The sequence below is a fragment of the Kitasatospora sp. NPDC056531 genome (assembly GCF_042794375.1).
Lineage (GTDB): Bacteria > Actinomycetota > Actinomycetes > Streptomycetales > Streptomycetaceae > Kitasatospora.
In genome coordinates this window covers 66,781-92,949 of the sequence record NZ_JBHTTU010000034.1, presented here as the reverse complement: position 1 = coordinate 92,949, position 26,169 = coordinate 66,781, and the positions used below count along the sequence as shown (strand labels likewise).

At 71.7% G+C, this 26,169-nt stretch carries 24 protein-coding genes and 1 riboswitch; of the genes, 9 read left to right on the top strand and 15 right to left on the bottom strand.

Going from position 1 to position 26,169, the window contains the following annotated elements; translation table 11 throughout:
- Positions 1 to 205: 205 nt before the first annotated feature.
- A complete protein-coding gene (locus tag ACFQ87_RS26145) occupies positions 206 to 736 on the bottom strand; it encodes a hypothetical protein (protein ID WP_380613243.1) in 531 nt (176 codons plus the stop codon).
- A 212-nt stretch (positions 737 to 948) separates the two neighbouring features.
- Here ACFQ87_RS26145 and ACFQ87_RS26140 point away from each other — a divergent pair, with 212 nt between their 5' ends.
- Positions 949 to 3,378: a hypothetical protein gene (locus ACFQ87_RS26140; protein ID WP_380613242.1), complete on the top strand. Its 2,430-nt coding sequence runs from the start codon at positions 949 to 951 to the stop codon at positions 3,376 to 3,378.
- Positions 3,379 to 3,438: 60 nt separating this feature from the next.
- Here the strand turns inward: ACFQ87_RS26140 and ACFQ87_RS26135 are convergent, their stop codons facing one another.
- Positions 3,439 to 4,140 (bottom strand): hypothetical protein, encoded by a 702-nt coding sequence (locus tag ACFQ87_RS26135; RefSeq protein WP_380613241.1) that lies wholly within the window; start codon positions 4,138 to 4,140, stop codon positions 3,439 to 3,441.
- A 333-nt stretch (positions 4,141 to 4,473) separates the two neighbouring features.
- Between ACFQ87_RS26135 and ACFQ87_RS26130 the strand changes: the two genes are divergently transcribed.
- Positions 4,474 to 6,975: a helicase-associated domain-containing protein gene (locus tag ACFQ87_RS26130; protein WP_380613240.1), complete on the top strand. Its 2,502-nt coding sequence runs from the start codon at positions 4,474 to 4,476 to the stop codon at positions 6,973 to 6,975.
- A 17-nt stretch (positions 6,976 to 6,992) separates the two neighbouring features.
- Here the strand turns inward: ACFQ87_RS26130 and ACFQ87_RS26125 are convergent, their stop codons facing one another.
- The gene (locus tag ACFQ87_RS26125; protein WP_380613239.1) at positions 6,993 to 7,244 is read right to left on the bottom strand and encodes a hypothetical protein; all 252 of its coding nucleotides are present in this window, start codon (positions 7,242 to 7,244) and stop codon (positions 6,993 to 6,995) included.
- Between the two features lie 92 nt (positions 7,245 to 7,336).
- Here ACFQ87_RS26125 and ACFQ87_RS26120 point away from each other — a divergent pair, with 92 nt between their 5' ends.
- A complete protein-coding gene (locus ACFQ87_RS26120; protein WP_380613238.1) occupies positions 7,337 to 7,864 on the top strand; it encodes a hypothetical protein in 528 nt (175 codons plus the stop codon).
- A 547-nt stretch (positions 7,865 to 8,411) separates the two neighbouring features.
- Complete coding sequence (locus tag ACFQ87_RS26115) at positions 8,412 to 10,049, top strand: DNA repair helicase XPB (protein ID WP_380613237.1); 1,638 nt, start codon at positions 8,412 to 8,414, stop codon at positions 10,047 to 10,049.
- 12 nt (positions 10,050 to 10,061) lie between these two features.
- Here the strand turns inward: ACFQ87_RS26115 and ACFQ87_RS26110 are convergent, their stop codons facing one another.
- Positions 10,062 to 10,223 (bottom strand): hypothetical protein, encoded by a 162-nt coding sequence (locus ACFQ87_RS26110; protein WP_380613236.1) that lies wholly within the window; start codon positions 10,221 to 10,223, stop codon positions 10,062 to 10,064.
- 290 nt (positions 10,224 to 10,513) lie between these two features.
- On the opposite strand from ACFQ87_RS26110, the gene ACFQ87_RS26105 reads away from it, so the two are divergent.
- Positions 10,514 to 12,559 (top strand): HelD family protein, encoded by a 2,046-nt coding sequence (locus tag ACFQ87_RS26105; RefSeq protein ID WP_380613235.1) that lies wholly within the window; start codon positions 10,514 to 10,516, stop codon positions 12,557 to 12,559.
- 86 nt (positions 12,560 to 12,645) lie between these two features.
- On the opposite strand, the gene ACFQ87_RS26100 is transcribed toward ACFQ87_RS26105, so the two are convergent.
- The 3 genes from ACFQ87_RS26100 to ACFQ87_RS26090 all read right to left on the bottom strand — a co-directional run bounded on the left by ACFQ87_RS26100 (position 12,646) and on the right by ACFQ87_RS26090 (position 14,691).
- A complete protein-coding gene (locus ACFQ87_RS26100) occupies positions 12,646 to 13,332 on the bottom strand; it encodes a copper homeostasis protein CutC (RefSeq protein ID WP_380613234.1) in 687 nt (228 codons plus the stop codon).
- A gap of 76 nt (positions 13,333 to 13,408) precedes the next feature.
- Positions 13,409 to 14,341 (bottom strand): hypothetical protein, encoded by a 933-nt coding sequence (locus ACFQ87_RS26095; protein WP_380613233.1) that lies wholly within the window; start codon positions 14,339 to 14,341, stop codon positions 13,409 to 13,411.
- The gene (locus ACFQ87_RS26090; RefSeq protein WP_380613232.1) at positions 14,338 to 14,691 is read right to left on the bottom strand and encodes a PadR family transcriptional regulator; all 354 of its coding nucleotides are present in this window, start codon (positions 14,689 to 14,691) and stop codon (positions 14,338 to 14,340) included. Before ACFQ87_RS26090 ends, ACFQ87_RS26095 begins: the two co-directional genes overlap by 4 nt.
- 64 nt (positions 14,692 to 14,755) lie before the next feature.
- Here ACFQ87_RS26090 and ACFQ87_RS26085 point away from each other — a divergent pair, with 64 nt between their 5' ends.
- Positions 14,756 to 15,394, top strand: coding sequence for a hypothetical protein (locus ACFQ87_RS26085; protein ID WP_380613231.1), 639 nt, complete (start codon positions 14,756 to 14,758; stop codon positions 15,392 to 15,394).
- Here the strand turns inward: ACFQ87_RS26085 and ACFQ87_RS26080 are convergent.
- The 5 genes from ACFQ87_RS26080 to thrC all read right to left on the bottom strand — a co-directional run bounded on the left by ACFQ87_RS26080 (position 15,391) and on the right by thrC (position 20,185).
- Entirely contained in the window at positions 15,391 to 15,747 is a 357-nt protein-coding gene (locus ACFQ87_RS26080; RefSeq protein WP_380613230.1) for a hypothetical protein, read from the bottom strand. The genes ACFQ87_RS26085 and ACFQ87_RS26080 overlap by 4 nt on opposite strands.
- 112 nt (positions 15,748 to 15,859) lie before the next feature.
- Positions 15,860 to 17,482: a chaperonin GroEL gene (gene groL, locus ACFQ87_RS26075; RefSeq protein ID WP_045692318.1), complete on the bottom strand. Its 1,623-nt coding sequence runs from the start codon at positions 17,480 to 17,482 to the stop codon at positions 15,860 to 15,862.
- A gap of 336 nt (positions 17,483 to 17,818) precedes the next feature.
- On the bottom strand, positions 17,819 to 18,022 hold the full coding sequence (locus ACFQ87_RS26070) for a cold-shock protein (RefSeq protein WP_030289665.1): 204 nt from the start codon (positions 18,020 to 18,022) through the stop codon (positions 17,819 to 17,821).
- Between the two features lie 549 nt (positions 18,023 to 18,571).
- Positions 18,572 to 18,850, bottom strand: coding sequence for a MoaD/ThiS family protein (locus ACFQ87_RS26065; protein WP_380613229.1), 279 nt, complete (start codon positions 18,848 to 18,850; stop codon positions 18,572 to 18,574).
- 27 nt (positions 18,851 to 18,877) lie between these two features.
- Positions 18,878 to 20,185 (bottom strand): threonine synthase, encoded by a 1,308-nt coding sequence (gene thrC / locus ACFQ87_RS26060; RefSeq protein WP_380613228.1) that lies wholly within the window; start codon positions 20,183 to 20,185, stop codon positions 18,878 to 18,880.
- A gap of 17 nt (positions 20,186 to 20,202) precedes the next feature.
- A riboswitch (SAM riboswitch) is annotated at positions 20,203 to 20,335 on the bottom strand.
- 144 nt (positions 20,336 to 20,479) lie between these two features.
- On the opposite strand from thrC, the gene ACFQ87_RS26055 reads away from it, so the two are divergent.
- Both ACFQ87_RS26055 and ACFQ87_RS26050 read left to right on the top strand, forming a co-directional pair.
- Positions 20,480 to 21,484 carry a glucosyl-3-phosphoglycerate synthase gene (locus ACFQ87_RS26055; RefSeq protein ID WP_380613227.1) on the top strand — a complete coding sequence of 335 codons (1,005 nt, stop codon included), beginning with the start codon at positions 20,480 to 20,482 and terminating at the stop codon, positions 21,482 to 21,484.
- Positions 21,485 to 21,522: 38 nt separating this feature from the next.
- The gene (locus ACFQ87_RS26050; RefSeq protein WP_380613226.1) at positions 21,523 to 22,989 is read left to right on the top strand and encodes a trehalose-6-phosphate synthase; all 1,467 of its coding nucleotides are present in this window, start codon (positions 21,523 to 21,525) and stop codon (positions 22,987 to 22,989) included.
- Here ACFQ87_RS26050 and otsB read toward each other — a convergent pair.
- Positions 22,976 to 23,800 (bottom strand): trehalose-phosphatase, encoded by an 825-nt coding sequence (gene otsB / locus ACFQ87_RS26045; RefSeq protein WP_380613225.1) that lies wholly within the window; start codon positions 23,798 to 23,800, stop codon positions 22,976 to 22,978. The two genes, ACFQ87_RS26050 and otsB, sit on opposite strands and share 14 nt — an antisense overlap.
- 356 nt (positions 23,801 to 24,156) lie before the next feature.
- A complete protein-coding gene (locus ACFQ87_RS26040) occupies positions 24,157 to 24,384 on the bottom strand; it encodes a DUF3263 domain-containing protein (RefSeq protein WP_380613224.1) in 228 nt (75 codons plus the stop codon).
- A gap of 102 nt (positions 24,385 to 24,486) precedes the next feature.
- On the opposite strand from ACFQ87_RS26040, the gene ACFQ87_RS26035 reads away from it, so the two are divergent.
- On the top strand, positions 24,487 to 24,834 hold the full coding sequence (locus tag ACFQ87_RS26035; protein ID WP_380613223.1) for a cupin domain-containing protein: 348 nt from the start codon (positions 24,487 to 24,489) through the stop codon (positions 24,832 to 24,834).
- A 19-nt stretch (positions 24,835 to 24,853) separates the two neighbouring features.
- On the opposite strand, the gene ACFQ87_RS26030 is transcribed toward ACFQ87_RS26035, so the two are convergent.
- Positions 24,854 to 26,092: an extracellular solute-binding protein gene (locus ACFQ87_RS26030; protein ID WP_380613222.1), complete on the bottom strand. Its 1,239-nt coding sequence runs from the start codon at positions 26,090 to 26,092 to the stop codon at positions 24,854 to 24,856.
- Between the last annotated feature and the right edge of the window lie 77 nt (positions 26,093 to 26,169).

Here is a 26,169-nt window from a genome sequence, read left to right as displayed (position 1 = left end):
GCAGAGCGCCCAGACGCCTCTCCACCACCGGGGCCAACTCCACCGTCATACGAGGACGCTGGACCCGGGAACGACGCGAACGAGATATCGACACACCCCCACCCAAGCGAACTTCCATCCCCGAGAAGGCAGTCATGCCATCCATTCACCCGAACGTGTCACGTGCGGAGGATGGGGCTAGCCGACGGGGTACGGCCGGACGGGATCAGTAGATGTCGTCCGGCAGGCTGCGGCGCCACTCCTGGAACCGGTCGAACCGGTCGACGGCGTTCGCCAGCCGGCTGTCCGGGGCCGCGAACAGCGACCGGATGGCACCAGCCGGATCAAGGAGCGGCATGGAGTACTCCAACCGCTCGTCCAGATCATCGAGCACGTCCAGCTCGTACTCCGTCAGGCTGTCCCGGGCATACGTCACCAGCGGGTCGCCGCCAGCCGGGGCGTCCGGGGGAGGCGGGACGGGGCTGCAGCGCCACATCACCCCGCAGCGCCTGATGAGCGTCTCGCCCAGGTACCAGGCGGCGACCGTCAGAAGCGGCGTCCCGGCGGCCCCGTGGACCGCCTCCCAGTCCGCGAACCGACTGCGAATCAGCGCTTCGAGCCGGTCGAGCGAGGCGGGAGTGAAGTCCCAGTCGCCGTCGTTCTCGTCCGCCCACGCGGGAAACGCCCGGCGCTGCGCGGCGAGCCATCCGGCCAGCCTGGGGTTGTCGGCCCACTCCGGACTGTCGATCTCATCCATGCGACCAGCCTACGGGCCGAGCGCCGCCACAAGGCGTAACAGTCCTGTGTGCAAGGTGGGTTGACGTTCAGCAGGGCGCCGAATCGAGGAGACGCGACCGCCACCCGCCGTCTACTGTGCGAACTCTGGCGGCGCACACGTCAATTGGGGGCCCGTCTCGGCGCCGTCCACGCAACTGTCGTTATCAGCGGGCTCCTTGGGGGAGTAGCCACGTGACAGACCTGATATCCCGCCGCGCGCGCATCTGGGCGCGCGGCGGCCTAGCACTCGCCTGCACCGCCCTCCTGGCGGTCACCGGCCTGCCCGGTCTACAGGGCACCGCCTACGCGGCGAAGGGCAAGCGCTGCGACGACATCTACCCGAGCGCCAGGGGCGGCCAGCAAGGGACGTCCTTCCCGTGGAACAAGTCGCCCGACAGCGTCCGGGACGAGTCCGCCTGGGACTCGTACGACTTCGACGCCCCGCGCCAGGCCTTCGACGGACTCACGCTCCCGTCGGATCCCGCCCAACAGAAGGCCTTCCTCGACCAGTTCGACGAGGATTACACCAAATACCCCGAGAACACCAAGGAGCGCGTCTACGCGCGCTTCAAGAACTACGTGAATCGCACCGGGGGCAACAAGTACGGCACCTTCGAGAAGTGGCTCTCCGACGCCTACATCCTGCCGAACAACAACAACCGGCGCGGCGCCTTCTACGAGGAGAAGGTGGTCAAGGACCTCGGGCTGATCGGCCCCGAGTGGCTCTGCCAGGAGGAGGTCCCGATCCTCGACAAGGACGGCAACCCCGTCCTCGGCAAGGACGGCAAGCCGATGGTCCGCAAGTGGGACGCGGTCAACTACAGGACCAACGACTTCCTGGAGTTCAAGGCCGGCGGCGGCCGTGACACCGACCAGGACGCCCCGAACAAGGCCTTCCTGCAGGACCCCCAGCGCAAGGACGCACGCGTCACGTACGTCTTCGGCGAGGAGAAGAAGAGCGCGACCACGAAGTACATCGCCAAGGTCAACAAGGAAGTGGGTTCGGACCCGGCGGACCCTCGGGTGCGCAGCTACGAGCACCGCTCGACCGGGGTGCCCGTCTCCAAGTTCGACCCGAACACCTCCAAGCCCGACCCGTACATGAACACCGGAGCCAAGCAGCCCTCCGGTGGCGCCGCCCGGATCGTCGACGGCTCCATGCCCACCCCGAAGGACATGGCCGAGCGGATGGCCCGCATCCGCGCCGACGACCCGACCGGACTGCGGGTGCGCGGCCCGGGCGGCGTGGACTTCTCCACCCTGCAGCTCTCCTACGTCGGCAAGCCGGTCAAGGGCCAGGCGCTGAACTACGCGTTCGCCGCCAAGAAGGCCGACGAGGACGAGGAGAACCTCGGCTGGGGCGGTCAGGAGAAGGCGCAGCTCATCTCGGACTCCTTCTTCACCTGGCTCGCGCTGACACCGGACAAGTTCTGGGTGAACCTCAACCCCGACCAGCCCGACAAGATCATGGACCCGGCCTTCGGGAAGACCGACGCCGGGCGAGTCCTGCTCCAGGCCGACCTGGAGATGAAGCACGACTTCGCCCGGGACGTGGACCCGCGCCAGGGCATCGGCAAGAAGTTCGAGGACGCCATGCACGCCGCCGGTGTGCCCTGCCGGCCCGCCATCCGCAACTGGATCGTGCCCGATCCCGCGAAGATCCGCGCCGACGAGAACGGCGTCTACGTCATCGACGCCCCGTTGAAGGTCAACTCCGAGACCACGACCATCAACACCCCGGGCCCGAACGGGGATTGCCAGGTCACCGACGCCCAGCGCAAGACCGTTGAAGGCCTGTTCCGCGAGATCGTCGTCCCGGACGTCGAGCACAAGGTCAACACCGCCCCGCTGTACGCGGACCTGCGCCGCGTCTACAGCGCCCGGGTCGCCGCCGAGTACGTGCGGCAGCAGGACCAGCAGGAGGCCACCGACTACCGGTCGATCATCGACAGCAACGACGTCGCGCAGTGGCCGCTCCGGGGCCAGAACCAGAGCTGGACGCCGCGCCAGACCTGGGAGGACTATGTGAAGTCCTTCACCCAGGGCGACTACAGCTTCCCCTGCGGGAACAACGGACAGGTCTGCTTCGAGGGCGGCGTGGACTTCTCCCAGTCGCCCAAGCAGGACATCGGCGCGACCGAGTTCACCGCCAAGCACAAGGACCTGCCGCGCTCCGCGCAGACCTCGGTGAAGGCGATGACCGACAAGGCCGACACGGCGGACCTGCTGCTCCTCGGCGGTGGCGCGCCGGTCGACAACGGCCCGACGCCGACCCCGACCCCGACACCGACGGACACTCCGACGTCGACGCCGACCGGCACTCCCACCAGCACGCCCACCGGCGGCCCGACGGACACCCCGAGCACCACGCCCACCGGTACGCCCACCGGTACGCCCACCACCGCGCCGAGCACCCCGGCGGGTGGCGGCACCGCCAGCCCCAGCCCCTCCCCGGCCCCGGCCGGCGGCACCGGCAGCGGTAGCGGTAGCGGCAGCAGCAGCACCGGTGGCGGCGGAAGCCTCGCCCACACCGGAGCCAACGCCCTGCCCCTGGCCGGCACCGCCGCCGTGCTCCTGGCGGGCGGCGCGGCCATGGTCTGGTGGCGTCGCCGCCGGGCCTGACCGCGCTCCACAGCCGTACGACCGGCCCCGCACCCGCCTGGTGCGGGGCCGGTCCCGCGCTCAGCCCTGCTGCGGCGGGCGGCGGCGCAGGCTGAGCAGCAGCAGGACCACCGCCGTCAGCACCGCTGAGGTCCGCAGCACGCCCGGGGCCATCGACCAGCTGAACTGGCCCAGCGGGGAGCCGGGTTGGACGGCCCCGCCGCTCTGCTTGGCGTGATTCATCGCGAACAGGGTGGACGCGCTCATCGTGACCAGCGGGATGCCGAGGATCACGAACTTGCGCATCGTGTCGGAGATCTGACGGGTCAGGTAGCCGAGCCCCCAGCCCGCCAACATGGCCGGGAAGAAGCCGGACACCGCGCCGCCGACCAGCAGTCCGCAGGAGAGCAGGATCAGCGGGGACGGCTTGCGGGCGCCCTTGCCAGAGGCCTTGCCCGGGGCCTTGCCCGGGGCCTTGCCGGCGGCGGGGGCGGCCTTCGCCTTCCTCTGCTTCCTCGGCTTCGTCGCGGCCTGTTCGGCGGCCGCGGCCGCAGCCGCCTGCGCGGCCGCCTCCTCCGCCGCCCGCTGCTCGGGGACCGGCTTCGGCGCGGGCTGCGGCGTGTCCGAGAAGTCGAGCATCGTCATCGTCCACGGGCTCGAACTCTGCACCGTCGGCGGCGGGATCACCTCCGAACCGGTCTCGGGCCCGGCGACGCCCGGCAAGTCCAGCGACACGTTCGGGATGCCGCCGGTCGCGGCGGGAGCGGCCGACGGGCCGTACACACTGTCCTCGGACGGAACGCCGGGAACACCCGGGGCCGCGGCGCCGTCACCGGATGAACCAGACGAACCGGATGATCCCGACGCCTCCGCCCGCTCACTCCAAGGCCCGCTCTTGCGCCACCACTCGCCGTCCGTCATCACCGACACCCCGCCTCGCCCGGCTCGCCCATTGAGAGCGCGGCCGCCCACCGAACCGCCCTCGGCCGTGACGCTACCCACCGTGCCCCGCCCGCGCGAGTCCGCCGCGATCACCCGCACGCATCGCTCCACCGCAGGGGCGCCCGGCCGCACGAGGGGACCCCGTCGTCCGCCCACCCGACTAACCTAGGTCGAATGACCACACAGCAGGGCCCTCAACGCCAGGGCAGGACGCCCGCCGGCCCCCGCACCCTCGCCGAGGAGCTGCGGGCACGGCCCGACGACGCGCTCGCCGCCCTGCTCCGTTCCCGTCCCGACCTGCTGAACCCCGTCCCCGGCGACCTCACCCAGCTGTCCGCCCGGCTGTCCTCGCGCGCCTCCGCGCTGCGCGCCCTGGAGCGGCTCGACCGCTTCACCCTGCAGGTCGCCGAGGCTCTGGCCACCGCCCCGGACGGCACCGGCCTGGCCACCGTGCGGACCCTGCTGACCGGCCCGAGCAAGGTCAAGCCGCACCCCGGCGCGACCCCGCTCACCCCGGCCGACCGGTCCGCCGTCGCCACCGCGCTCCCCCGCGCGATCGCCACCCTGCGCGACCGGGCACTGCTCTGGGGCCCGGACAACGGCCTGCGACTGGTCCTCGCCGTGCGCGAGGCGCTCGCCCCCACCGCCGCCAACCCCGGCCGCACCGGTCTCGGCCCGACCCTCGCCGAGGCCACCGTCGGCATGTCCCCGGCCCGGCTGCAGCAGCTGCTCGCCTCGGCCGGGCAGCCCGCCACCCCGGACCCGGTCACCGCCGTCGCCGCCCTGACCGCCCTGCTCACCGACCGCGCCCGCTGCGCCGCACTGCTCGACACCGCCCCCGAGCCCGCGCTGCGGCTGCTGGAGCGGCTGGTCTGGGGCCCGCCCACCGGCACCGTCCCGGACGCCACCCGCCCGGTCACCGCCGAGGACGCGCAGAGCCCGGTCGAGTGGCTGATCGCCCGCGGCCTGCTGTTGCCCACCAGCCCGGGCAGCGTCGTGCTGCCGCGCGAGCTGGCGCTGCACCTGCGCGGCGGCCGCACCCACCGCACCGTCGAACCGGTGCAGCCCGAGCCGGCGCCCGCCGCCGCCCCGCGCGATCCACAGGCCGTGGACGGCGCCGCGGCCGGCCAGGCGCACACCGCCGTGAAGACCGTCGAGGAGTTGCTGGACGCCTGGGGCCTCACCCCGCCGCCCACCCTGCGGGCCGGCGGCCTCGGCGTACGGGACCTCAAGCGCACCGCCCAGACCCTGGAGACCACCGAGCAGCTGGCCGCCTTCTGGCTCGAACTCGCCTACACGGCGGGCCTGCTGGCCCCCGACGGCGAGGCCGACGAGTGCTGGGCGCCCACCCCCGCGTACGACAGCTGGCTGCAGCTGGACACCGCCGAGCGCTGGTCCGTGCTGGCCACCGCCTGGCTCACCGCCACCCGGGTCCCCGCCCTCACCGGCACCCCGGACGGCAAGGGCAAGCCGCGCGCCGCCCTCGGCCCCGAACTGGACCGCACCCTCGCCCCGTCCGTCCGCCGCGCCACCCTCGCCCTGCTCGCCGAACTGCCGCCCGGCACCCCGGCCACCGCCGAGGAGCTGCTGCCCACCCTGCGCTGGCAGCGCCCGCTGCGCGGCGGCCCGACCGGCCCCGACGGCCGCGAGCTGCGCGACGACCTCACCACCTGGACCCTCGCCGAGGCCGAACTCCTCGGCATCACCGGCCGCGGCGCCCTCGCCGCCCCCGCCCGCGCGCTGCTCACCGCCGAGTCCGACCCGGCCGAGGTGCTGGCCCCGCTGCTGCCGCAGCCGCTGGACCACGTGATCCTGCAGCCCGACCTCACCGCGATCGCCCCCGGCCCGCTGCTCACCCCGCTCGCCCAGGCGCTCGCGCTCTGCGCCGACATCGAGTCCAAGGGCGGCGCCACCGTCTACCGGTTCACCCCGGGCTCCGTCCGCCGCGCCCTGGACGCCGGACGCACCGCCGCCGACCTGCAGACCTTCCTGACGCAGCACAGCCGTACGCCCGTCCCGCAGCCGCTCAGCTACCTGATCGACGACGTCGCCCGCCGCCACGGCATCCTGCGGGTCGGTGCCGCCTCCTCCTACCTGCGCTGCGACGACCCGTCGCTGCTCGGCGAGGTGCTCGCCGACCGCCGCGCCGCCGACCTGCGGCTACGGCTGCTCGCCCCCACCGTCCTCGCCTCCCAGGCCGCCCCGGACGTACTGCTCGCGGCCCTGCGCGCGATGGGTTACGCCCCGGCCGCCGAGTCCGCCGAGGGCGACGTGCTGATCACCCGCCCGGACAGCCACCGCACCCCACCCCGGACGCCGCCCTCGCCCGTCCCCGACGGCCCGCCCAGTCCGGACGACACCCTGCTCGCCGCCGCCATCAAGGCCATCCGGGCCGGCGACCGCGCGGCCACCGCCTCCCGCCGCGAGCCCACCCCCGACCCGCGCCACCTCCCCCGCACCGCCGCCGCCGAGACCCTGGCCGCCCTGCAGACGGCCGTCCTGCTCGGCGAGCGGATGTGGATCGGCTACCTCAACGCCGAGGGCATCGCCAGCCAGCGCATCATCGACCCGGTCAAGGTCGAAGGCGGCTTCGTCACCGCCTTCGACCACCACGCCGACGAACTGCGCACCTTCGCCCTCCACCGCATCACCGGCGTCGCGGAGCTGGACGAATAACAGCGGGTGACCGGGCGTCAGTGCTTCTGCGCCTCCTTCATCTTCTCCTTGACCGCTTGGTCCGCCAGGCTGCCGATCTGCCCCTGCCCGACCGGCAGCGAGCCGCCGCCGACCACGTCCGCCAGCAGGAACGCGGGCGCGGCGAGCGGCCCGCCCGGCCCCTCCCCGATGCCCGCGAGGGCGTGGGCGGAGCCGGCCGAGGAGGCGGTGGCGGCGAAGGCCGTGCCCATCAGGGCCAGGGCGGTGAGAACGCGCTTAGAGCTCTTCATGACCAGCTCAACGAGCGAGTACGGACTGTGGTCACCCGGAGCCGGAGCGCCTGAACGGCAGCGCAGGCAGGTTCGGGCCTGGCCACTAGCAGTTGCAGGAGTTCCCGGGCTCGCTCGGCGCCATCGTGGTCGACGGTCCAGAAGGCCCGTTCGACGGCGCGGACGGCCCAGAAGACCCGGTCGACGGCGCAGACGGCCCAGAAGAGCCCGTCGACGGTGTGAACGGCTCAGAAGGCCCAGAAGACCCAGTCGACGGCGCAGACGGCCCAGAAGAGCCCGTCGACGGTGTGAACGGCTCAGAAGGCCCAGAAGACCCGGTCGACGGCACAGAAGGCCCAGAAGAGCCCGTCGACGGTGTGAACGGCTCAGAGGGTGTCCTGGGATGCGAGGGCGGCGCCGACGTGGTGCCCTGCGAAGGCTCCGCCGACTTCAGACACTCCGCCGCAGCGGCGCCCCATCCCTTGCCGAAGTTCTTCGCGTACTCCTTCGCCCTTTCATCCGCAAGCTTCCGTTCCGGAGAATTGAGCGGCGCCTTATTTTGCGCATCGGCAAGATCGGACGGAATCCCCGATTCGCTGGCAGGCGGCTTATCCGGAAACTTTTCTCCCGAAGCGCAGTAACGTGCGCCGACAGTGTATCCCGCGGTATAGCCGTAGCCACCCTCGTCACCGCCTTGTGACGGTACTGCGGTTACGGCACTTACCGGGGAAAGAGCGGGCCTCGCCAGGGCCGTTCCGGCGCCGCCGAGGAGCGTACCGATCGCCACTGCGGCGGCTGCGGCGAGCCCGCCGGCCCGCTTTACTCGCTTGACCCTGGATACTTCAATGGACATTTCAACTTCCACCCCATTAATCTTTTTGCCTCATTTTCTTCTCAATCAAACTACCTCGCGACTCGCGATGCCGAAAGGACCGAGCAGCCCGCTACCTGCCGCGCGGTGCCGACGGCGGCACCAGCTTCCGCGGCGCGCTCTTCTCCTCCACCGCCTCACCCCGGCTCGAACGCCTCAACACCGTCGTGGGCGTCTTCGGGTGCGACACCGACGCCGGCGGCAAGGCCACCGGCAAGTTCCACGCGTGGAAGTAGCCCCACACGTTCCGCGCGGAATGAGCGACACTGGAGGGTCTGCGTCAATCCAGCCTGTCAGCCAGTGGAGGGCTCCCCCGCGTGAACGACGGACCGCTCATCGTCCAGAGCGACAAAACTCTTCTCCTGGAGATCGACCACCCCAAGGCCGCCGACTGCCGCCGCGCCATCGCGCCGTTCGCCGAGTTGGAGCGGGCCCCCGAGCACGTGCACACGTACCGGGTGACCCCGCTCGGGCTGTGGAACGCGCGCGCGGCCGGGCACGACGCCGAGCAGGTGGTGGACGCCCTGGTGACGTACTCGCGCTACCCGGTGCCGCACGCGCTGCTCGTGGACGTGGCCGACACCATGGGGCGCTACGGCCGGCTCCAGTTGGTCAAGCACCCGACGCACGGGCTGGTGCTCACCACCACCGACCGGCCGGTGCTGGAGGAGGTGCTGCGCTCCAAGAAGATCGTGCCGCTGGTCGGCGCCCGGGTCGACCCGGACACCGTGGTGGTGCACCCCTCCGAGCGCGGTCAGATCAAGCAGGTGCTGCTCAAACTCGGCTGGCCCGCCGAGGACTTCGCCGGGTACGTGGACGGCGAGGCCCACCCGATCGACCTGGACGAGGACGGCTGGCAGCTGCGCCCGTACCAGGCGCAGGCCGTCGAGGGCTTCTGGCACGGCGGCTCGGGCGTGGTGGTGCTGCCCTGCGGCGCCGGCAAGACCCTGGTCGGCGCGGCCGCGATGGCGCACGCCAAGTCGACGACGCTGATCCTGGTCACCAACACCGTCTCGGCCCGCCAGTGGAAGCACGAGCTGGTCAAGCGCACCTCGCTCACCGAGGACGAGATCGGCGAGTACAGCGGGACGAAGAAGGAGATCCGCCCGGTCACCATCGCCACCTACCAGGTGATGACGACCAAGCGGAAGGGCGTCTACGCGCACCTGGAGCTGTTCGACGCCCGCAACTGGGGCCTGGTGGTCTACGACGAGGTACACCTGCTGCCCGCGCCGGTGTTCAAGTTCACCGCCGACCTGCAGGCCCGCCGCCGGCTCGGCCTGACCGCCACGCTGGTGCGCGAGGACGGCCGCGAGGGCGACGTGTTCAGCCTGATCGGCCCGAAGCGCTTCGACGCCCCGTGGAAGGAGATCGAGGCACAGGGCTACATCGCGCCCGCCGACTGCTGCGAGGTGCGGGTCACCCTGACCGACTCCGAGCGGCTCACCTACGCCACCGCCGAGCCCGAGGAGCGCTACCGCTTCTGCGCCACCACGGCGACCAAGCGGCGGGTGGTGGAGGCGCTGGTCAAGAAGCACGAGAAGGACCAGACGCTGATCATCGGCCAGTACATCGACCAGCTGGACGAGCTCGGGGAGGTGCTGGACGCCCCCGTGATCAAGGGCGAGACCAGCAACGCCCAGCGCGAGAAGCTCTTCGACGCGTTCCGCAACAAGGAGATCAGCGTCCTGGTGGTGTCCAAGGTCGCGAACTTCTCGATCGACCTGCCCGAGGCCACCGTGGCCATCCAGGTCTCCGGGACCTTCGGCTCCCGCCAGGAGGAGGCCCAGCGCCTCGGCCGCGTCCTGCGCCCCAAGGCGGACGGGCATGCGGCGCACTTCTACTCGGTGGTCGCCCGGGACACCGTGGACCAGGACTTCGCCGCCCACCGGCAGCGCTTCCTGGCGGAGCAGGGGTACGCGTACCGCATCATCGACGCGGACGACGTGCTGTAACCGTAGGAACGTTCAGTAGCGGACACCGTCGCGCCCGAGGAAGATCACTCGCGCGGCGGTGTCCAGGGCGATGCCGACGTTGCGGACGACGGCGCTCAGCGGGTTGCGGTGGCGGCCCTGGACGGCGGTCGCGCCGGCCGGACCCGAACGGGAGGTGCTGTTCTGGGTGCTCATATCTTCAACGGTAGGCACCCGACCGGCCCCCGGCATCACTCCAAAGGCCGTACCCGCCAGGACGGCGGTCGTCCTCCAGGTGTACGGCACCCCCTGAGACCTGCAGGGCTGGAACCCTGAGACGGACGGGTCTAAGATCGTCCGCCTGCCCCCTCCCGAACCGTGGTACCTGGCGGTGTCCCGCAGGCAGCCGGGGGAGGTGCCGACCGCACGGCAACCGGTCGGCTGTACTCACCGTGAGCTCCATCGATCCGCTGCGCCCGCAACCGGGGCAGCCGGGAAGGTTCGCTGTGCCCGCCACCCCCACCACCGACCCCCTCCAGCGCGAACGCGACCACCTCGCCGCGTCCCGGGCCGCGCTGCGAGCCATGCGCGAGGACGTCCAGTCGCTCGACCTGCGCGACGTGACCGGCACCTGGGTGTCCGCCGTCATCCTCCAGAACCAGATCGAGGCCAGGATCGCCGCCCTGGCCGACCTCGCCGACACCCCGCTGTTCTTCGGCCGCCTCGACTACCTCCACGCGATCAACGAGGAGCTCAGCGAAGGCGGAGGGGGAGAGAACTTCTACATCGGCCGCCGCCACGTCCACGACGCCGACGGCGACCCGATGGTGATCGACTGGCGCGCGCCGGTCTCCCAGCCGTTCTACCGGGCCAGCCGCACCGAGCCGATGGACGTCGAACGCCGCCGCCGCTTCGGCTACACCGGCGGCGAGCTCACCGCCTACGAGGACGAGCACCTCACCGACCCGGCCGAGCTGGATACCGCGTCCGCGCTGCTCGCCGCCGAGATCGAGAAGCCCCGCGTCGGCCCGATGCGCGACATCGTCGCCACCATCCAGCCCGAGCAGGACGAGATCGTCCGCTCCGACGTCACGGGCACCATCTGCGTCCAGGGGGCGCCCGGCACCGGGAAGACCGCTGTCGGCCTGCACCGTGTCGCCTACCTGCTGTACGCGCACCGCGAGCGGCTGGCCCGGACCGGCACCCTGGTGATCGGCCCGAACACCGCCTTCCTCTCCTACATCGAGCAGGTGCTCCCGGCCCTCGGCGAACTGGACGTCGCCCAGGCCACCGTGCAGCAGCTGGTCGCGCACGTCGAGGTGAAGGGCGAGGACGACCCGGAGGCGGCCCGGCTGAAGGGCGACGCCCGGATGGCCGAAGTGCTGCGCCGGGCGGTGCGGGCGGGCATCACGCTGCCCACCGAGCCTTGCGTGGTGGTCCGCGGCTCCCGCCGCTGGCGCGTCCCGGCGTACGAACTGGTCGAGATCATCGAGGAGTTGAAGGGCCGCGAGGTCCGCTACGGCGCCGCCCGGGACGCCCTGCCGCAGCGCATCGCGCACGCCGTGCTGCTGAAGATGGAGCAGGGCGGCGAGGCTCCGGACGACCGGGTGCAGGACGCGGTGGCCCGCAACAGCGCGGTCAAGGCCGTGGTCAAGGAGTGCTGGCCGGCCGTCGACCCGGCCAAGCTGGTGCTGCGGCTGCTCTCCGAGCCGGAGTTCCTGGCCGAGTGCGCCGAGGGCGTGCTGACCCCCGAGGAGCAGCAGGCGGTGCTGTGGCCCAAGCCCGGCCGCTCGGTGAAGACCGCCCGCTGGACGCCGGCCGACGCCGTCCTGGTGGACGAGGCGACGGACCTGGTGCAGCGCACGCCCTCGCTCGGGCACGTGGTGCTGGACGAGGCCCAGGACCTCTCCCCGATGCAGTACCGCGCGGTCGGCCGCCGCTGCACCACCGGCTCGGCAACCGTCCTCGGAGACCTCGCCCAGGGCACCACCCCGTGGGCGACTGCGAGTTGGCCGGACGCCCTGCACCACCTGGGCAAGCCGGAGGCGCACGTCGAGGAGCTGACCAAGGGCTTCCGGGTGCCGGAGGAGGTCATCGCGTACGCCTCCCGGCTGCTCCCGGCGATCGCCCCGGGCCTGGCCCCGGCGACCTCGGTCCGCGACACCCCCGGCTCGCTGACGATCCGTCGAATCACCGAGTGGGAAGAGGCGGTCCTGGAAGCCTGCCGGGAGGCGCTGGAGCACGAGGGCTCGACCGGCCTGATCGCGGCCGACGCCCGGATCCCGCTGCTCGCCGAGGCGTTGACCGCGGCCGGGCTGCCGCACCTCACCCCCGGCACCGAGACCAGCGCCGGTTCCCGGCTGACCCTGGTCCCGGCCTCGCTGGCCAAGGGTCTGGAGTACGACTACGTGGTGCTGGACGAGCCGGCCGCGGTGATCGCCGGCGAGCCGGACGAGCGGACCGGCCTGCGCCGGCTGTACGTGGCGCTGACCCGCGCGGTCTCCGGTCTGACGGTCCTGCACGCCGAGCCGCTGCCGGAGCAGCTGCGCTGACGACGCGGAAGGGGCCGGGTCTCGAACGCCCCGGCCCCCTCCCCGCACGACGGGCACGGCTCGCCCGGCTGTCGGCGCTTCCACGCTCAGCCGTCGATCAGTGCCCGCCACTCGGCGACCTTGGCCGCGTCCACCGGCGTCTCCCACCCGTCGACGCGCACCGCGCCGCCGACGTGGAAGGCGTCGAAGCCCTCCGCCCGCAGCTCCTTGAGGTGCTCGGCCCGCAGGCCGCCGCCGATCAGGATCCGCTGGCCGTACCCGGGCTGGCCCGCGCGGGCCAGCTCGGCCGCCAGCGCCTCGCGCCCGGCGTCGACCCCGGCGGCCGCGCCGGAGGTGAGGAAGGTGTCCAGCCCGGGCAGGGAGCCGACGGCGGCGCGCAGGGCGGCCCGGTCGGCGCTGTGGTCGATCGCCCGGTGGAAGGTCCAGCGGCAACCGGCGATCGCCTCCGCGACGGCCGTGGTGGCGGCCAGGTCGACGGCGCCGTCGACGCCGAGGAAGCCGAGGACGAACTCCTCGGCCCCCTCGGCCCGCAGGGCGGCGGCCCGCTCGCACAGCTCGTCCAGGTCGCCGGGGGTGAAGCCGTCCCGGATCCGCAGCATGACGCGCAGCGGGATGCCGACGGCGGCCCGGATCCGGGCGAAGTCCTCGACGGACGGGGTGAGTCCGTCGGCGGCCATGTCGGTGACCAGTTCGAGCCGGTCGGCACCGCCCGACTCGGCGGCCTGGGCGTCCTGGGGCGTCAGCGCGATGACTTCGAAAATTGGTCTAGACATATTCGACAGCCTGCCACATCCGACCACCCCCGGCGAGACCGCACCCCCTTTCCGGCCCCCTTTCCGGGCGCGGGCCTCAGGCCGGCTGCCGCCCACCCGGCCCGGCCGGGCCCTTGCGGCGGCCCACCAGGACCAGCGCGACCATCACCGCGACCGTCACCGCGGCCATCGGCAGCAGCCGCCACGTCCCGCCGACCTGCTGCCAGATCGCGTTGAGGTTGACGCTCAGTGTCCACGGCAGCGCGGCGAGCCCCGGAACGGCCACCACGTACCACCCGCGCAGCGCGGTCAGCGCCATCAGCAGCGGAACGCAGACCATCGCGGCCCGCCACGGCAGGTCCAGGTGGTGCCAGCTGCGGTAGAAGGAGGTCGAGAGCACCAGGAAGGGGCTCGACAGCGCCGCCGCCACCACCATGCCCCGCTCCCGCCAGGTCGGCGACGGCAGCGCGTCGCGCGGCGCGGCCAGCAGCACCAGGGCCCAGAGCAGGAACGGCCCGTCCCACTGGAAGTCGTAGAGGAGTTCCCAGAGCCCACCGCCGATCGACGCCCTCAGCTGCAGCAGCAGGTCCGCCACCACCGCGAGGGCCGTCGCCCCGGCGAGCAGCCGGGCCGCCGTCCACCGCCCGAGCAGCACCGCGCCGGCCGAGAGCACCGCCGACCCGTTCAACACCCAGAAGGCCAGCAGGCTCAGCAGCACCCGCGTGGAATTCGGAGCCTGGTACCCACCCTCGTCCGCGTACATCATCACCGCCGCGATCCCCGCCACCGCCCCGGCCGCGAGCGGCGCGGTCAGCGCCGCCAGCCGCCCGCCCGGCGAGGTCGAGGTCAGCCCGGTCCGCATCCGCAGCCCGTACGCACCCAGGTCGAAGAGCTCCCGGACCTTGGCGAACCTGCCCGCCTCCGCCGTGGTGTCGGCGAAGACGACGGCGAGCTCGTCGCCGCGCTCGCGGCGGTAGCGGCCCGGGTAGAGCGCCAGCGCGGTCCGTACGGCAACAGTCGATTCATTCATGCGAAGGCCCCCCTGACCCTCGGACGGACAACGGCGACGGAGAGCCGGCGCTCCGCCTCGGTGGCCACGGCCCGCAGCCGCTCGGCCTCGGTGGCCAGCGCGCCCCGACCGGCGTCGGTCAGCGCGTAAGTGCGCCGGGCGCGGCCGTCCACGACCTCCTCGGCGGCGACCTCGATCAGGCCCTGGCCCAGCAGCCGGTCGAGCGCGCCGTAGAGCGTGCCGGTGCGCATCTTGACCCGGCCGTCCGAGATCGCGGCGATTTCCTGGATGAGCGCATAGCCGTGCCTCGGGGCGTCGGCCAGCGCGGTGAGCAGAAGCAGCGTCGGCTCCTGCATGGAGCGTTCTGTCATGCGTCTATATATATCGCTGACCGGCATATACCGTCCACCCGAACCCGTCGACAGAATGGGCCGCATGCCCACCGCGACCGAGGACCTGCTCCCCGCCTGGACCGCCCTGCTGCACCGCTGCGGCGCCACCGACGACCCCGAACCGTACGGACGCGAGCTGCTGCGCCGCTGGTCGGAGCCGCAGCGCCGCTACCACAACCCCGACCACCTGCGCGCGGTCCTGGGGCACGTCGACGAGCTCGCCGGGCACGCCGCCGACCCGGACGCCGTCCGGCTCGCCGCCTGGTTCCACGACGCCGTCTACCGGCCCGACCGCACCGAGAACGAGGAGCGCAGCGCCGCCCTGGCGGTCCGCGCACTGACCGCCGCCGGCCTGCCCGCCGGGCGGGTCGCCGAGGTCGAACGGCTCGTCCTGCTCACCGTCACCCACGACCCCGCCCCGGGCGACCGCGACGGCGAGGTGCTCTGCGACGCGGACCTCGCCGTCCTCGGCGGCTCCCCCGAGGCGTACGCGGCGTACGCGGCCGCCGTCCGGGCGGAGTACGACTTCGTCCCGGAGCCGGACTTCCGCGCGGGCCGGGCCGCCGTGCTGCGCCAACTCCTCGCGCTCCCGGCGCTCTACCGCACCCCCGCCGCCCGCGAGCGCTTCACCGCGACCGCCCGCACCAACCTGACGGCCGAACTCCAAAAGCTCGAAAACTAGACCAGCTTGCCCACCGGCGCCACCACCGCGCCCCGCTTGCCGCACACCCAGTGCGGCTCCGGCCCCAACTCCGGCTCCACACCGAGCGCGTGCGGGTCCCCGTCGGCCGCGCAGTCGGTGCACAGCGGCCACCGCCCGTACGCCTCCAGCAGCGCGTCCTGGACGTCCTGGGCGACCAGCCCGAGCACGTACTCGGTGCCGTCCGGCCACTGCTCCAGCCACCAGCGGCGGTGCGTGACGGCCTGCTCCACCAGCGAGACGACGGCGGCGTCCGCCACGTCGCGCGCGGTGAGGTCGGCCAGGATCAGTGCCCGCGCGTTGTGCAGGGCGGTCTCGATGTCGTCGGAAGCCATCCGTCCATCCTCCCCCGAAACTCCCGCAGCCCGAAACGCCGCGTGGGCGGCCCCCCGAAGGGAGCCGCCCACGCGGACGAGGAATCAACCGATCCGATCGAAGCGATCAGGATCAGAAGTCCATGTCACCGCCCGGCATGCCGCCGCCGGCGGCCGCGGCGGCCTTCTCCGGCTTGTCGGCGATGACGGCCTCGGTGGTGAGGAACAGCGCCGCGATGGAGGCGGCGTTCTGCAGCGCGGAGCGGGTGACCTTGGCCGGGTCGATGATGCCCGCGGCGACCAGGTCGACGTACTCGTTGGTGGCGGCGTTCAGGCCGTGACCGGCGGGGAGGTTGCGCACCTTCTCCACCACGACGCCACCCTCCAGGCCGGCGTTGGTCGCGATCTGCTTGATCGGGGCCTCCAGCGCGACCTTGACGATGTTGGCACCGGTGGCCTCGTCGCCGTCCAGCTCCAGCTTGTCGAAGGCGACACCGGCCTGCAGCAGGGCGACGCCACCACCGGCGACGATGCCCTCCTCGACGGCGGCCTTGGCGTTGCGGACGGCGTCCTCGATGCGGTGCTTGCGCTCCTTGAGCTCCACCTCGGTGGCCGCGCCGGCCTTGATGACGGCCACGCCGCCGGCCAGCTTGGCGAGGCGCTCCTGGAGCTTCTCGCGGTCGTAGTCCGAGTCGCTGTTCTCGATCTCGGCACGGATCTGGTTCACGCGACCGGCGACCTGCTCGCTGTCGCCGCCACCGTCGACGATGGTGGTCTCGTCCTTGGTGATGACCACCTTGCGGGCGGTGCCCAGCAGGTCGATGCCGGCGTTCTCCAGCTTGAGGCCGACCTCCTCGGAGATCACGGTGCCGCCGGTGAGGATGGCGATGTCGCCGAGCATGGCCTTGCGGCGGTCGCCGAAGCCCGGGGCCTTGACGGCGACGGACTTGAAGGTGCCGCGGATCTTGTTCACGACCAGGGTCGACAGGGCCTCGCCCTCGACGTCCTCGGCGATGATGACGAGCGGCTTGCCGCTCTGCATGACCTTCTCCAGCAGCGGGAGCAGGTCCTTGACCGAGCCGATCTTGGAGTTGGCGATGAGGATGTACGGGTCCTCGAACGTCGCCTCCATGCGCTCCAGGTCGGTGGCGAAGTAGGCGGAGATGTAGCCCTTGTCGAAGCGCATGCCCTCGGTGAGCTCGAGCTCCAGACCGAAGGTGTTGCTCTCCTCGACGGTGATGACGCCTTCCTTGCCGACCTTGTCCATGGCCTCGGCGATGAGCTCGCCGATCTGGGTGTCAGCGGCGGAGATGGAGGCGGTGGAGGCGATCTGCTCCTTGGTCTCCACGTCCTTGGCCTGGGCCAGCAGCTGGTCCGAGACGGCGGCGACGGCCTTCTCGATGCCGCGCTTCAGGGCCATCGGGTTGGCGCCGGCGGCGACGTTGCGCAGACCCTCGCGAACCAGGGCCTGGGCCAGCACGGTGGCGGTGGTGGTGCCGTCACCCGCGACGTCGTCCGTCTTCTTGGCGACCTCCTTGACGAGCTCCGCACCGATCTTCTCGTACGGGTCCTCGAGCTCGATCTCCTTGGCGATGGAGACACCGTCGTTGGTGATCGTGGGGGCGCCCCACTTCTTCTCCAGCACGACGTTGCGACCCTTGGGGCCGAGCGTGACCTTCACTGCGTCGGCGAGCTGGTTCATGCCACGCTCAAGGCCGCGGCGAGCTTCCTCATCAAAGGCGATGATCTTGGCCATCTGAAGTGGTCCTCCGGGACACGGTCGACTGCTCGGACCAAGGGGTGCCCGCGACGGACGGCCCTGGTGTGCGGGGGTCCATTCCCCTACCGCTCCCGGGGGCCTCACCGACCCGGTCCGCTGTCACTCTCACGCTGTGAGTGCTAACGCCAATGATTAGCACTCCGGGTGATCGAGTGCAAGCCCAAACGGCAACCCGCGAGCCGCCGTCGAGCCCCGTCCGCGAGCGCGGACGGGAACGCGAACGGGCCCGCACGACACGTGTCGTGCGGGCCCGTCGAGAAGCAGGAGGTCCACCAGCGGTGGGCCGTGCCGAGCTCCTGGAGTCGGAAGGGGTCAGACCGCCGCGCGAACCATGTCCGCCTGCGGGCCCTTCTGTCCCTGAGAGATCTCGAACTCGACCCGCTGGCCCTCCTCGAGGGTGCGGTAGCCGTCCATCTGGATCGCGCTGTAGTGGACGAACACGTCCGCACCACCGTCGACCGCGATGAAGCCGTAGCCCTTCTCCGCGTTGAACCACTTGACGGTGCCCTGAGCCATTCCGAACTCCCCTAGTGCTGTGCTGGCCCTTCACGTGCCCGCAGGTCGCGGGCCCGGGTCTGGTTGAAGGCCGGCCCGGGGAACCCCCCCTGAGCGCAGCCGTGCACGCCGCAATCCTCCGCACAGAAAGCCGAACGGCTTCCGATGGGCGGTCGATTACGCCGACCGCCGCTGAATGTATCCGGATCGACGCCCTCTGCAACAGGGCCAGCCGCCAGGAATTCCATGGCCCCGTCGAGAGACAAGGCCGAACAAATCGGGGTGAAATCGGCATTTCCTGCCGGACATAGCGGACGAATTACCCAAAACCCCGCAGGAATTCTGACATCCGCCTGACATGTTTCACGGCCCGGGACGCGAGTCGGTCTCAGCGTCCGGACGACCTCCGGCCAAGCACTGCGCGAGTCGGAAGGGAAGCCCCGTTCCCAGCAGAGCCACACTCTACTCCGACTTGACCCGGAAATATTCCCGCCGAAATGCCAGCGGCCGCCCGCACATACGGAGAGTCGAATTCCGTACGTACGGGCGGCCGGGAAGCGGGACGACGGCTCAGCAGCCGCCGGCCACCGCCGGGATGATCGAGACGTTCGCGCCGTCCCCGATCTCGGTCGCCAGGCCCTCGGCGAACCGCACGTCGTCGTCGTTCACGTACACGTTGACGAAGCGGCGCAGCTTTCCGGTGTCGTCCAGGATCCGGGCGGAGATGCCCGCGTGGTTCTGCTCCAGGTCGGCGATGACCTCGGCCAGGCTGGCCCCCTCGGCGGTCACCTCGGCCGCGCCGCCGGTGTAGGTGCGCAGGATGGTGGGGATGCGGACTTTGGCGCTCATGGCTCTCCTAGCGGGGGTGGGGGTGGTTCAGACGGACGCGAGACCGGCGGAGCGGAAGGACTCCAGCGTCGGGCGGATGACGGCGGTCATCCCGGCGTCGGAGACGGCGTCCAGCGTCTTCAGGCCGTCGCCGGTGTTGATCGCGACGGTCTCCTTGGCCGGGTCCAGCTGACCGGTCTCGACCAGCTTCTTCAGCACGCCGACGGTCACCCCGCCCGCGGTCTCCGCGAAGATCCCCTCGGTCCGGGCCAGCAGCCGGATCGCCGCCACGACCTCTTCGTCCGTGACGTCCTCGACCGCCCCGCCGGTCCGACGGGCGATGTCCAGCACGTACGGGCCGTCCGCCGGGTTGCCGATCGCCAGCGACTTGGCGATGGTGTCCGGCTTGACCGGCTTGATCACGTCCCGGCCCGCCTTGAACGCGGCCGACACCGGCGAGCAGCCCTCGGCCTGGGCGCCGAAGATCCGGTAGGGCCGGTCCTCCACCAGACCGAGCTTGATCAGCTCCTGCAGCCCCTTGTCGATCTTCGTCAGTTGCGAGCCCGAGGCGATCGGGATGACGATCTGCTCCGGCAGCCGCCAGCCGAGCTGCTCGCAGATCTCGTACGCCAGCGTCTTGGAGCCCTCGCCGTAGTACGGACGCAGGTTGACGTTCACGAAACCCCAGCCCTCGCCGGCCGGGTCCCCGATCAGCTCCGAGCAGAAGCGGTTCACGTCGTCGTAGTTGCCGTCGATGCCCACCAGCTCGCCGCCGTACACCCCGGCCATCACGACCTTGCCCTGCTCCAGGTCGTGCGGGATGAAGACGCAGGACCGGAACCCGGCCCGGGCCGCCGCCGCGCCCACCGCGCCGGCCAGGTTGCCGGTCGAGGAGCAGGACAGCGTGGTGTACCCGAACGCCCGCGCCGCCTCGATGGCGCAGGCCACCACCCGGTCCTTGAAGGAGTGCGTCGGGTTCCCGGAGTCGTCCTTCACGTGCAGCGGAGCGGTGAACCCGAGCTCCCGGCCCAGGTTGTCCGCCTTCACCAGCGGGGTCCACCCCGGGTTCAGATTCGGCTTGGACGCCACGTCGGCCGGCACCGGCAGCAGCGGCGCGTAACGCCAGATGGAGGCAGGACCGGCCTCGATCCGCTTGCGCAGCTCCTCGGCGCGCCCGCTCCCGAACTCGTACGCGATCTCCAGCGGCCCGAAGCACTCCAGGCAGGCGAAGCTGGGGCCGAGCGGGAAGCGGGTGCCGCACTCCCGACAGGACAGGGCGGCGGCGGGGCCGAGGTCAACCGGTGGGGGTCCCCCCGGCCGAAGGCTGGGGGAGGGTGCGACAGTGTCGATAGCCATGATGGCGGAGGCCTCTCTCCTCATCTTCCCCGTGACACGGTCGCGCCACAGGCCGGAATTGGCACCTGTCCCGCCGGGGCCTGAAGACAGCCGAGCGAGAAGGTTGCCGGGACGTCAACGGGCCGTTCCCTCAGTCCCTCTGGATGAGCTTGTGAAGTTGTGGTTCAGCGGCGACCCCGGCGTGCGAAGGTCCGACCGCTGTACGAAGACTGTATCCGAAGGCGTCAAACCTGAAAGGGACCGTCCGCCAAGCGAGATGGCCCGTTCCACCCGACCTCGCCGAGGAGATTCACCGTGCCCGCCGAACCGACCCCCGCACTCCTCCCGCAGGCGGCGTCCTGGCTGCACCGCCGCTCGTGGAGCGCGGCCGACCGGCCGGTTCACACCCTGCTGGAGGCCAAGCGGCGCACCCGGCAGACCGTCAGCGTCGTCCTCCCCGCGCTCGACGAGGAGGCCACCGTCGGCGACATCGTCCGCACCGTCCGGCGCGAACTGATGGACCGGATTCCTCTGGTCGACGAACTGGTCGTACTCGACTCCGGTTCCACCGACGCCACCGCCACCGTCGCCGCCGAGGCCGGCGCCCGGGTGGAACAACGGGACGCCATCCTGCCCCGGCTGCCCGCCGTCCCCGGCAAGGGCGAGGTGCTCTGGCGCTCGCTGCTGGTCACCCACGGCGACATCGTCTGCTTCGTCGACGCCGACCTGCGCGAGTTCGACCCCGCCTTCGTCTCCGGCATCCTCGGGCCCCTGCTCACCGAACCCGACATCCAGCTGGTCAAGGCCATGTACGACCGCCCCCTCGAAACAGACTCCGGCGCGATCCTCCCCGCCGGCGGCGGCCGGGTCACCGAACTCGTCGCCCGCCCCCTGCTCAACCTCCACTGGCCGGAGCTCGCCGGTTTCGTCCAGCCCCTCGGCGGCGAGTACGCGGCCCGCCGCTCACTACTCGAACGGCTGCCGTTCCCCACCGGCTACGGCGTCGAACTCGGCCTCCTGGTCGACGCGTTGGAGCTGGTCGGCCTGGACGCCCTGGCCCAGGTCGACGTCGGCGTCCGACACCACCGCCACCAGGACGGCCAGGCCCTCGGCCGGATGGCCGCCACCATCTACCGCACCGCCCTGGAACGCCTCGACCGCACCCACCGCCTCAAGGCCTCCGCCGACCTGGTCCACCCCCACCTCACCCAGTTCACCCGCGACCCGGAAACCCGCGCCTTCACCGCCCACAGCCACCCGGTGACCGCCCTGGAACGCCCCCCGATGCACACCGTGCCCGAGTACGCGGCCCGCCATTGAAACGTTTGCCAACCCAGACCCCCGGCAACGTACCAACCATGGGCGATCTCACGACCGAACGTTCGAGCGCGACCGGCACCGCCCCCGTCCTGGTGGCCTCCAACCGGGGACCGGTGTCCTTCAGCACCGCCGACGACGGCACGCTGACCCTGCGCCGCGGCGGCGGAGGCCTCGTCTCCGGCCTCTCCGCGATCGACGACCCGAGCGCCGTCTGGGTGTGCGCCGCCCTCGGCGACGCCGACCGCCGAGCCGCGAGAGAAGCCCCCGCCGGCCGCCTCGACCTGGCCGGCCACGACGTCGGCGGCCAGGCCGTACGGATGCTGGACATAGACCCGGAGACCTTCGCCCACGCCTACAACGGCGTCGCCAACTCCACCCTCTGGTTCGTCCACCACCTGCTCTACGCGACCCCCACCGCGCCCTCCTTCGACGCGGGCTTCCGCACCGAATGGGCCGCCTACCAGGCCTACAACACGGCCTTCGCCGAGGCCCTGGCAGTCGAAGCCGCACCGAACGCCGCGGTCCTCGTCCAGGACTACCACCTCTCCCTGGTCCCGGCCCTGCTCCGCGAGGCCCGCCCGGACCTGCGGATCGGCCACTTCTCCCATACGCCCTGGGCCCCGCCCGAGTACTACCGGATGCTCCCCGACGACGTCGCCCGCGCCGTCCTCACCGGCATCCTCGGCGCCGACCGGGCCGGCTTCCTCACCGAACGCTGGGCCCGCGCCTTCGCTGCCTGCTGCGAGGACCTGCTCGGCGCGACGGTCGACCACGACACGCTCACCGTCACCCACGCGGGCCGCACCACGCGGCTGGGCGTGCACGCCCTGGGCGCCGACGCCGACTTCCTCCGCGAACGCGCCCACCGTCCCGACGTGGACGAGCGCCTCGCCGCCCTGCGCACCGCCGTCGGCGACCGCCGCACCATCGTCCGGGTCGACCGCACCGAGCTGAGCAAGAACATCGTCCGCGGCCTCCAGGCCTACCGGCACCTGCTCCGCACCCACCCCGAGTGGCACGACCGGGTGGTGCACATCGCCTTCGCCTACCCCTCCCGCACCGACCTGGCCGAATACCGCGACTACACGGCGTCGGTGCGACACCTCGCCGACGCCATCAACACCGAATTCGCCACCCCCACCTGGCAACCCCTGATCCTGCACGTCAACGACGACTTCCCGCGTTCCCTCGCCGCCTACCGCCTGGCCGACGTCGCCCTCGTCAACCCCATCCGGGACGGTATGAACCTGGTCGCCAAGGAAGTCCCGGTCGTCTCCGACAACGGCTGCGCCCTCGTCCTCTCCCGCGAGGCCGGCGCCCACAGCGAACTCAAGGACGACGCCCTCACCGTCAACCCCTACGACGTCATCGCCACCGCCGAGGCCCTGCACACCGGCCTCACCATGAGCCCGGAGGAGCGCGCCGACCGCACCAAGCGCCTCGCCGCCGCGGCCACCACGCTCCCCCCGCAGCAGTGGTTCCTCGACCAGCTCAACTCCCTCTGACCGCCTCCCCCAGAGCGCCCAACAGCTCCACCACACCCTCCGGCCCGTCGACCACCACATCCGCCCGGTCGGCGAGCTCGCGCACCGGCGCGTCCCCCACCGCACCGGCGCACACCAGCAGCCCCGCGACCCCCTGCCCGCGCAGCTCCTCCACCGCCGCGAAGGCCGCCAAGTCCCCCAGGTCGTCCCCCGCGAAGAGCACCGCCCGCGCCCCCCGCTCCCGCAGGAACCCGGTCAGCGCCGCCCCCTTGTCCACCCCCGGCGGCCGCAGCTCCAACACCAGCCGCCCGGGCTCCACCACCAGGCCGTACTCGGCGGCCAGCTGCCCCACCGGCGCCCGCAACAACTCCAACGTCTCCTCCGGCGCCCCCGTCCGCCGGGTGTGCACCGCCACCGAGCGCCCCTTGTCCTCCACCCACGTCCCCTCGGGCGCCCCCACCCGCTCCAACAACTCCGGCAACGCCGCCCGCACCCCCGCAACCCCCGGATGCACCTCTGGCGCCGTCACCACACCCCCCTCCCACCGCTCGGCCCCGTAGTGCCCCAGCACCACCAGCCCCGGCACCCCCTCGAACCCCCCGTACTCAGCCGCCACCCCAGCCGGCCGCCCCGTCACCACCACCACGGCCCCCACCGCGGCCCCCAACCCCCGCAACGCCCCCACCACCCCCGGATGCGCCCGAGCCAGCGCCGGATCCGCCACGATCGGCGCCAAGGTCCCATCGAAGTCCAACGCGACCACCGCATCCCCCGGCGCCGCCAGAATCGCCCGCAACCCGTCCCGCCCGGCATCAGTGACCGGCACAACCATCTCTTCAAGGCCCATACACCAGCCCATACCCCCACCCCCAACCCCCGTACCCCGGAGCGCCCCCTCCACAGACATGGGCGCGCAGGACAAAGCCCGCGCGCCCACACCAAAACCCGCACCACCCCACCTACAGCACCCCCACCCGCCCCCACCCCCCCGTCCCTTCCAGCGAGAGGGACGCGCTGCGGGAGGGGGCGGCGCAGGGGGGGCCCGGAGAGGGGTATGACGGGTGATTTTCAGACTGCCACCGCACCCAACGCCCCACCCAACAGAATGGGCAGTCGGAAAATCATCCAGCCCCCGGAGCCGCCCCCGGCCACCCACCCTCCCGAAAGCCCCCCACAACAGACACCCCCTCAACGCGCCCCGCGCCGCACCTCCCGAACCCGCCGCAACCGATTCACCAGCACCGGCGCAGCCGCCAACGCCTCCTCCCGGTCCAACAGCCCGTTCAACAGCTGGTAGTACCGCGTAGAGGAGAGCCCCAACTCCTCCCGGATCGCCCGCTCCTTGGCCCCCGCCGTCCGCCACTGCCGCCCCTCCAGCGCCAGCACCGCCCGGTCCCGCTCACTCAGCTCGCCCACCGAGGACACCTCCGCCCATCACTACGGAGTGTCATTCTCCCGCCGAACCCCGACACACTCTGCGGGACGACCGCGCCCCCGCCCCACAGCTACCGTCGACCCGTGATCAGCTTCGCCGTGCACATCCCCGCCACCGAGCTCGCCCCCGAGCCCCTCGACCCGTCCCAGATCGTCTCCGGCACCCCCGAGGTCACCGGAAAGGTCCTCTCCGAGTCCCCCGACGGCCGCCAGCTGCGCGGCATCTGGCAGATCACCCCGGGCGTGGTCACCGACGTCGAGGCCGACGAGATGTTCGTGGTGCTCAGCGGCCGGGCCACCATCGAGATCGAGGGCGGCCCGACCCTGAAGGTCGGCCCCGGCGACTGCGCCGTCCTGCGCGAGGGCGACCGCACCACCTGGACCGTCCACGAGACCCTCCGCAAGGCCTACGCGATCACGCTCCCCGGGTGAGACCGGGAAGCCCCGGGTCCTACTGCTTGCGGACCCGGGCCGCCTCCTTCACCGCCGAGTCCTGCAGCCCGCCGAGCACCTGCTTCGGGTCCCCCGTGACCGCCTGCCCGATCCCGGCCTTGATCCGGTTGCTGACCTCACCCCAGGCCGGGTCCCCGAACGGGTAGAAGCTCGCGTTGGTCAGCCCGACCGCGAACTGCTTGAGGTCCTCGTGCTTGGGGTCGGACGACATCTGGTTGAACGCGTCCTGGGTCACCGGCAGCAGGTTGTACTGCTCGTCGAACTTCAGCTGGTAGTCGCGGGAGTAGACGAAGGACAGGAACTTCTTGATCTCGTTCTTGTGCCCGTTGGCCTTGAACGCCATCATCCAGTCCGCGACCCCGAGGCTCCCGGTCTTCCCCACCCCGTCCTTCTTCGGAATTGGCACCGTCCCGAAGTCGATCTTCCCGGCGGACGCCATCCGCAGCAGCGTCGGATGCCCGTTCAGCATCGCGACCTTGCCCGACGCGAAGTCCTGGAACACCGGCGTGCGGTTCATCTTGCCCGGGTCGGCATAGGTCAGCCCGGTGCTCACCAGGTTGTTCTTCAACCAGCTGAACGTGGCCTGGTTCTGGTCGCTGTCGATGGTGTAGTTGCCGACGTCGTCCGAGATGCTCCCGCCGCCGCTCAGCGTCCACAGCATCGACTCGGCCGGCGCCTCCTCCGGCCCCAGCGGAAGCCCGTACGGGGTCACTCCCGGCACCTTGGCCTTGATCTTCTCGGCCGCGGCCCGCAGCTCGTTCCAGGTGGTCGGCGGCTGCGTGACGCCGGCCTGCTTGAAGATCGCCTTGTTGTAGAAGAGCACCCGCGACGACGACACGAACGGGATCCCGTACTGGGTCCCCAGCACCTGCCCGGCGTGCGCGAAGTTGTCCATGAACTTCGCCTGGGTGTCCATCGAGAGCACGTCCGCCGCCGGGTACAGCCGGTCCGCCGCGACCTGGTCGGCGAACCCGCCGGTCTGCAGCAGGTCGGGCGACTTCCCGGCCGCGATCATGTCGTCGACCTTCTTGCCGATGTCGGTCCAGCTGTCGACCTCGACCTGGACCTTGATGCCCGGGTTGGCGGCCTCGAAGGCCTTGGAGACGTCGTCCCAGTAGTGCTTGGAGCTGGTCTCGACGCTCTCCCCGTAGTCCGCGGCGACCAGCTTGATCGTGACCGGCCCGTCGCCCTGCCCGCTGCACGCGCTGACCGCGGTGAGCACCAGTGCTCCGGCCATCGCACTACCGAGCACACGGGTGGAAACGTGGGCACGCCTGTTCAACGCGGGTACCGCCTTCAGGGGATGAACTGCGG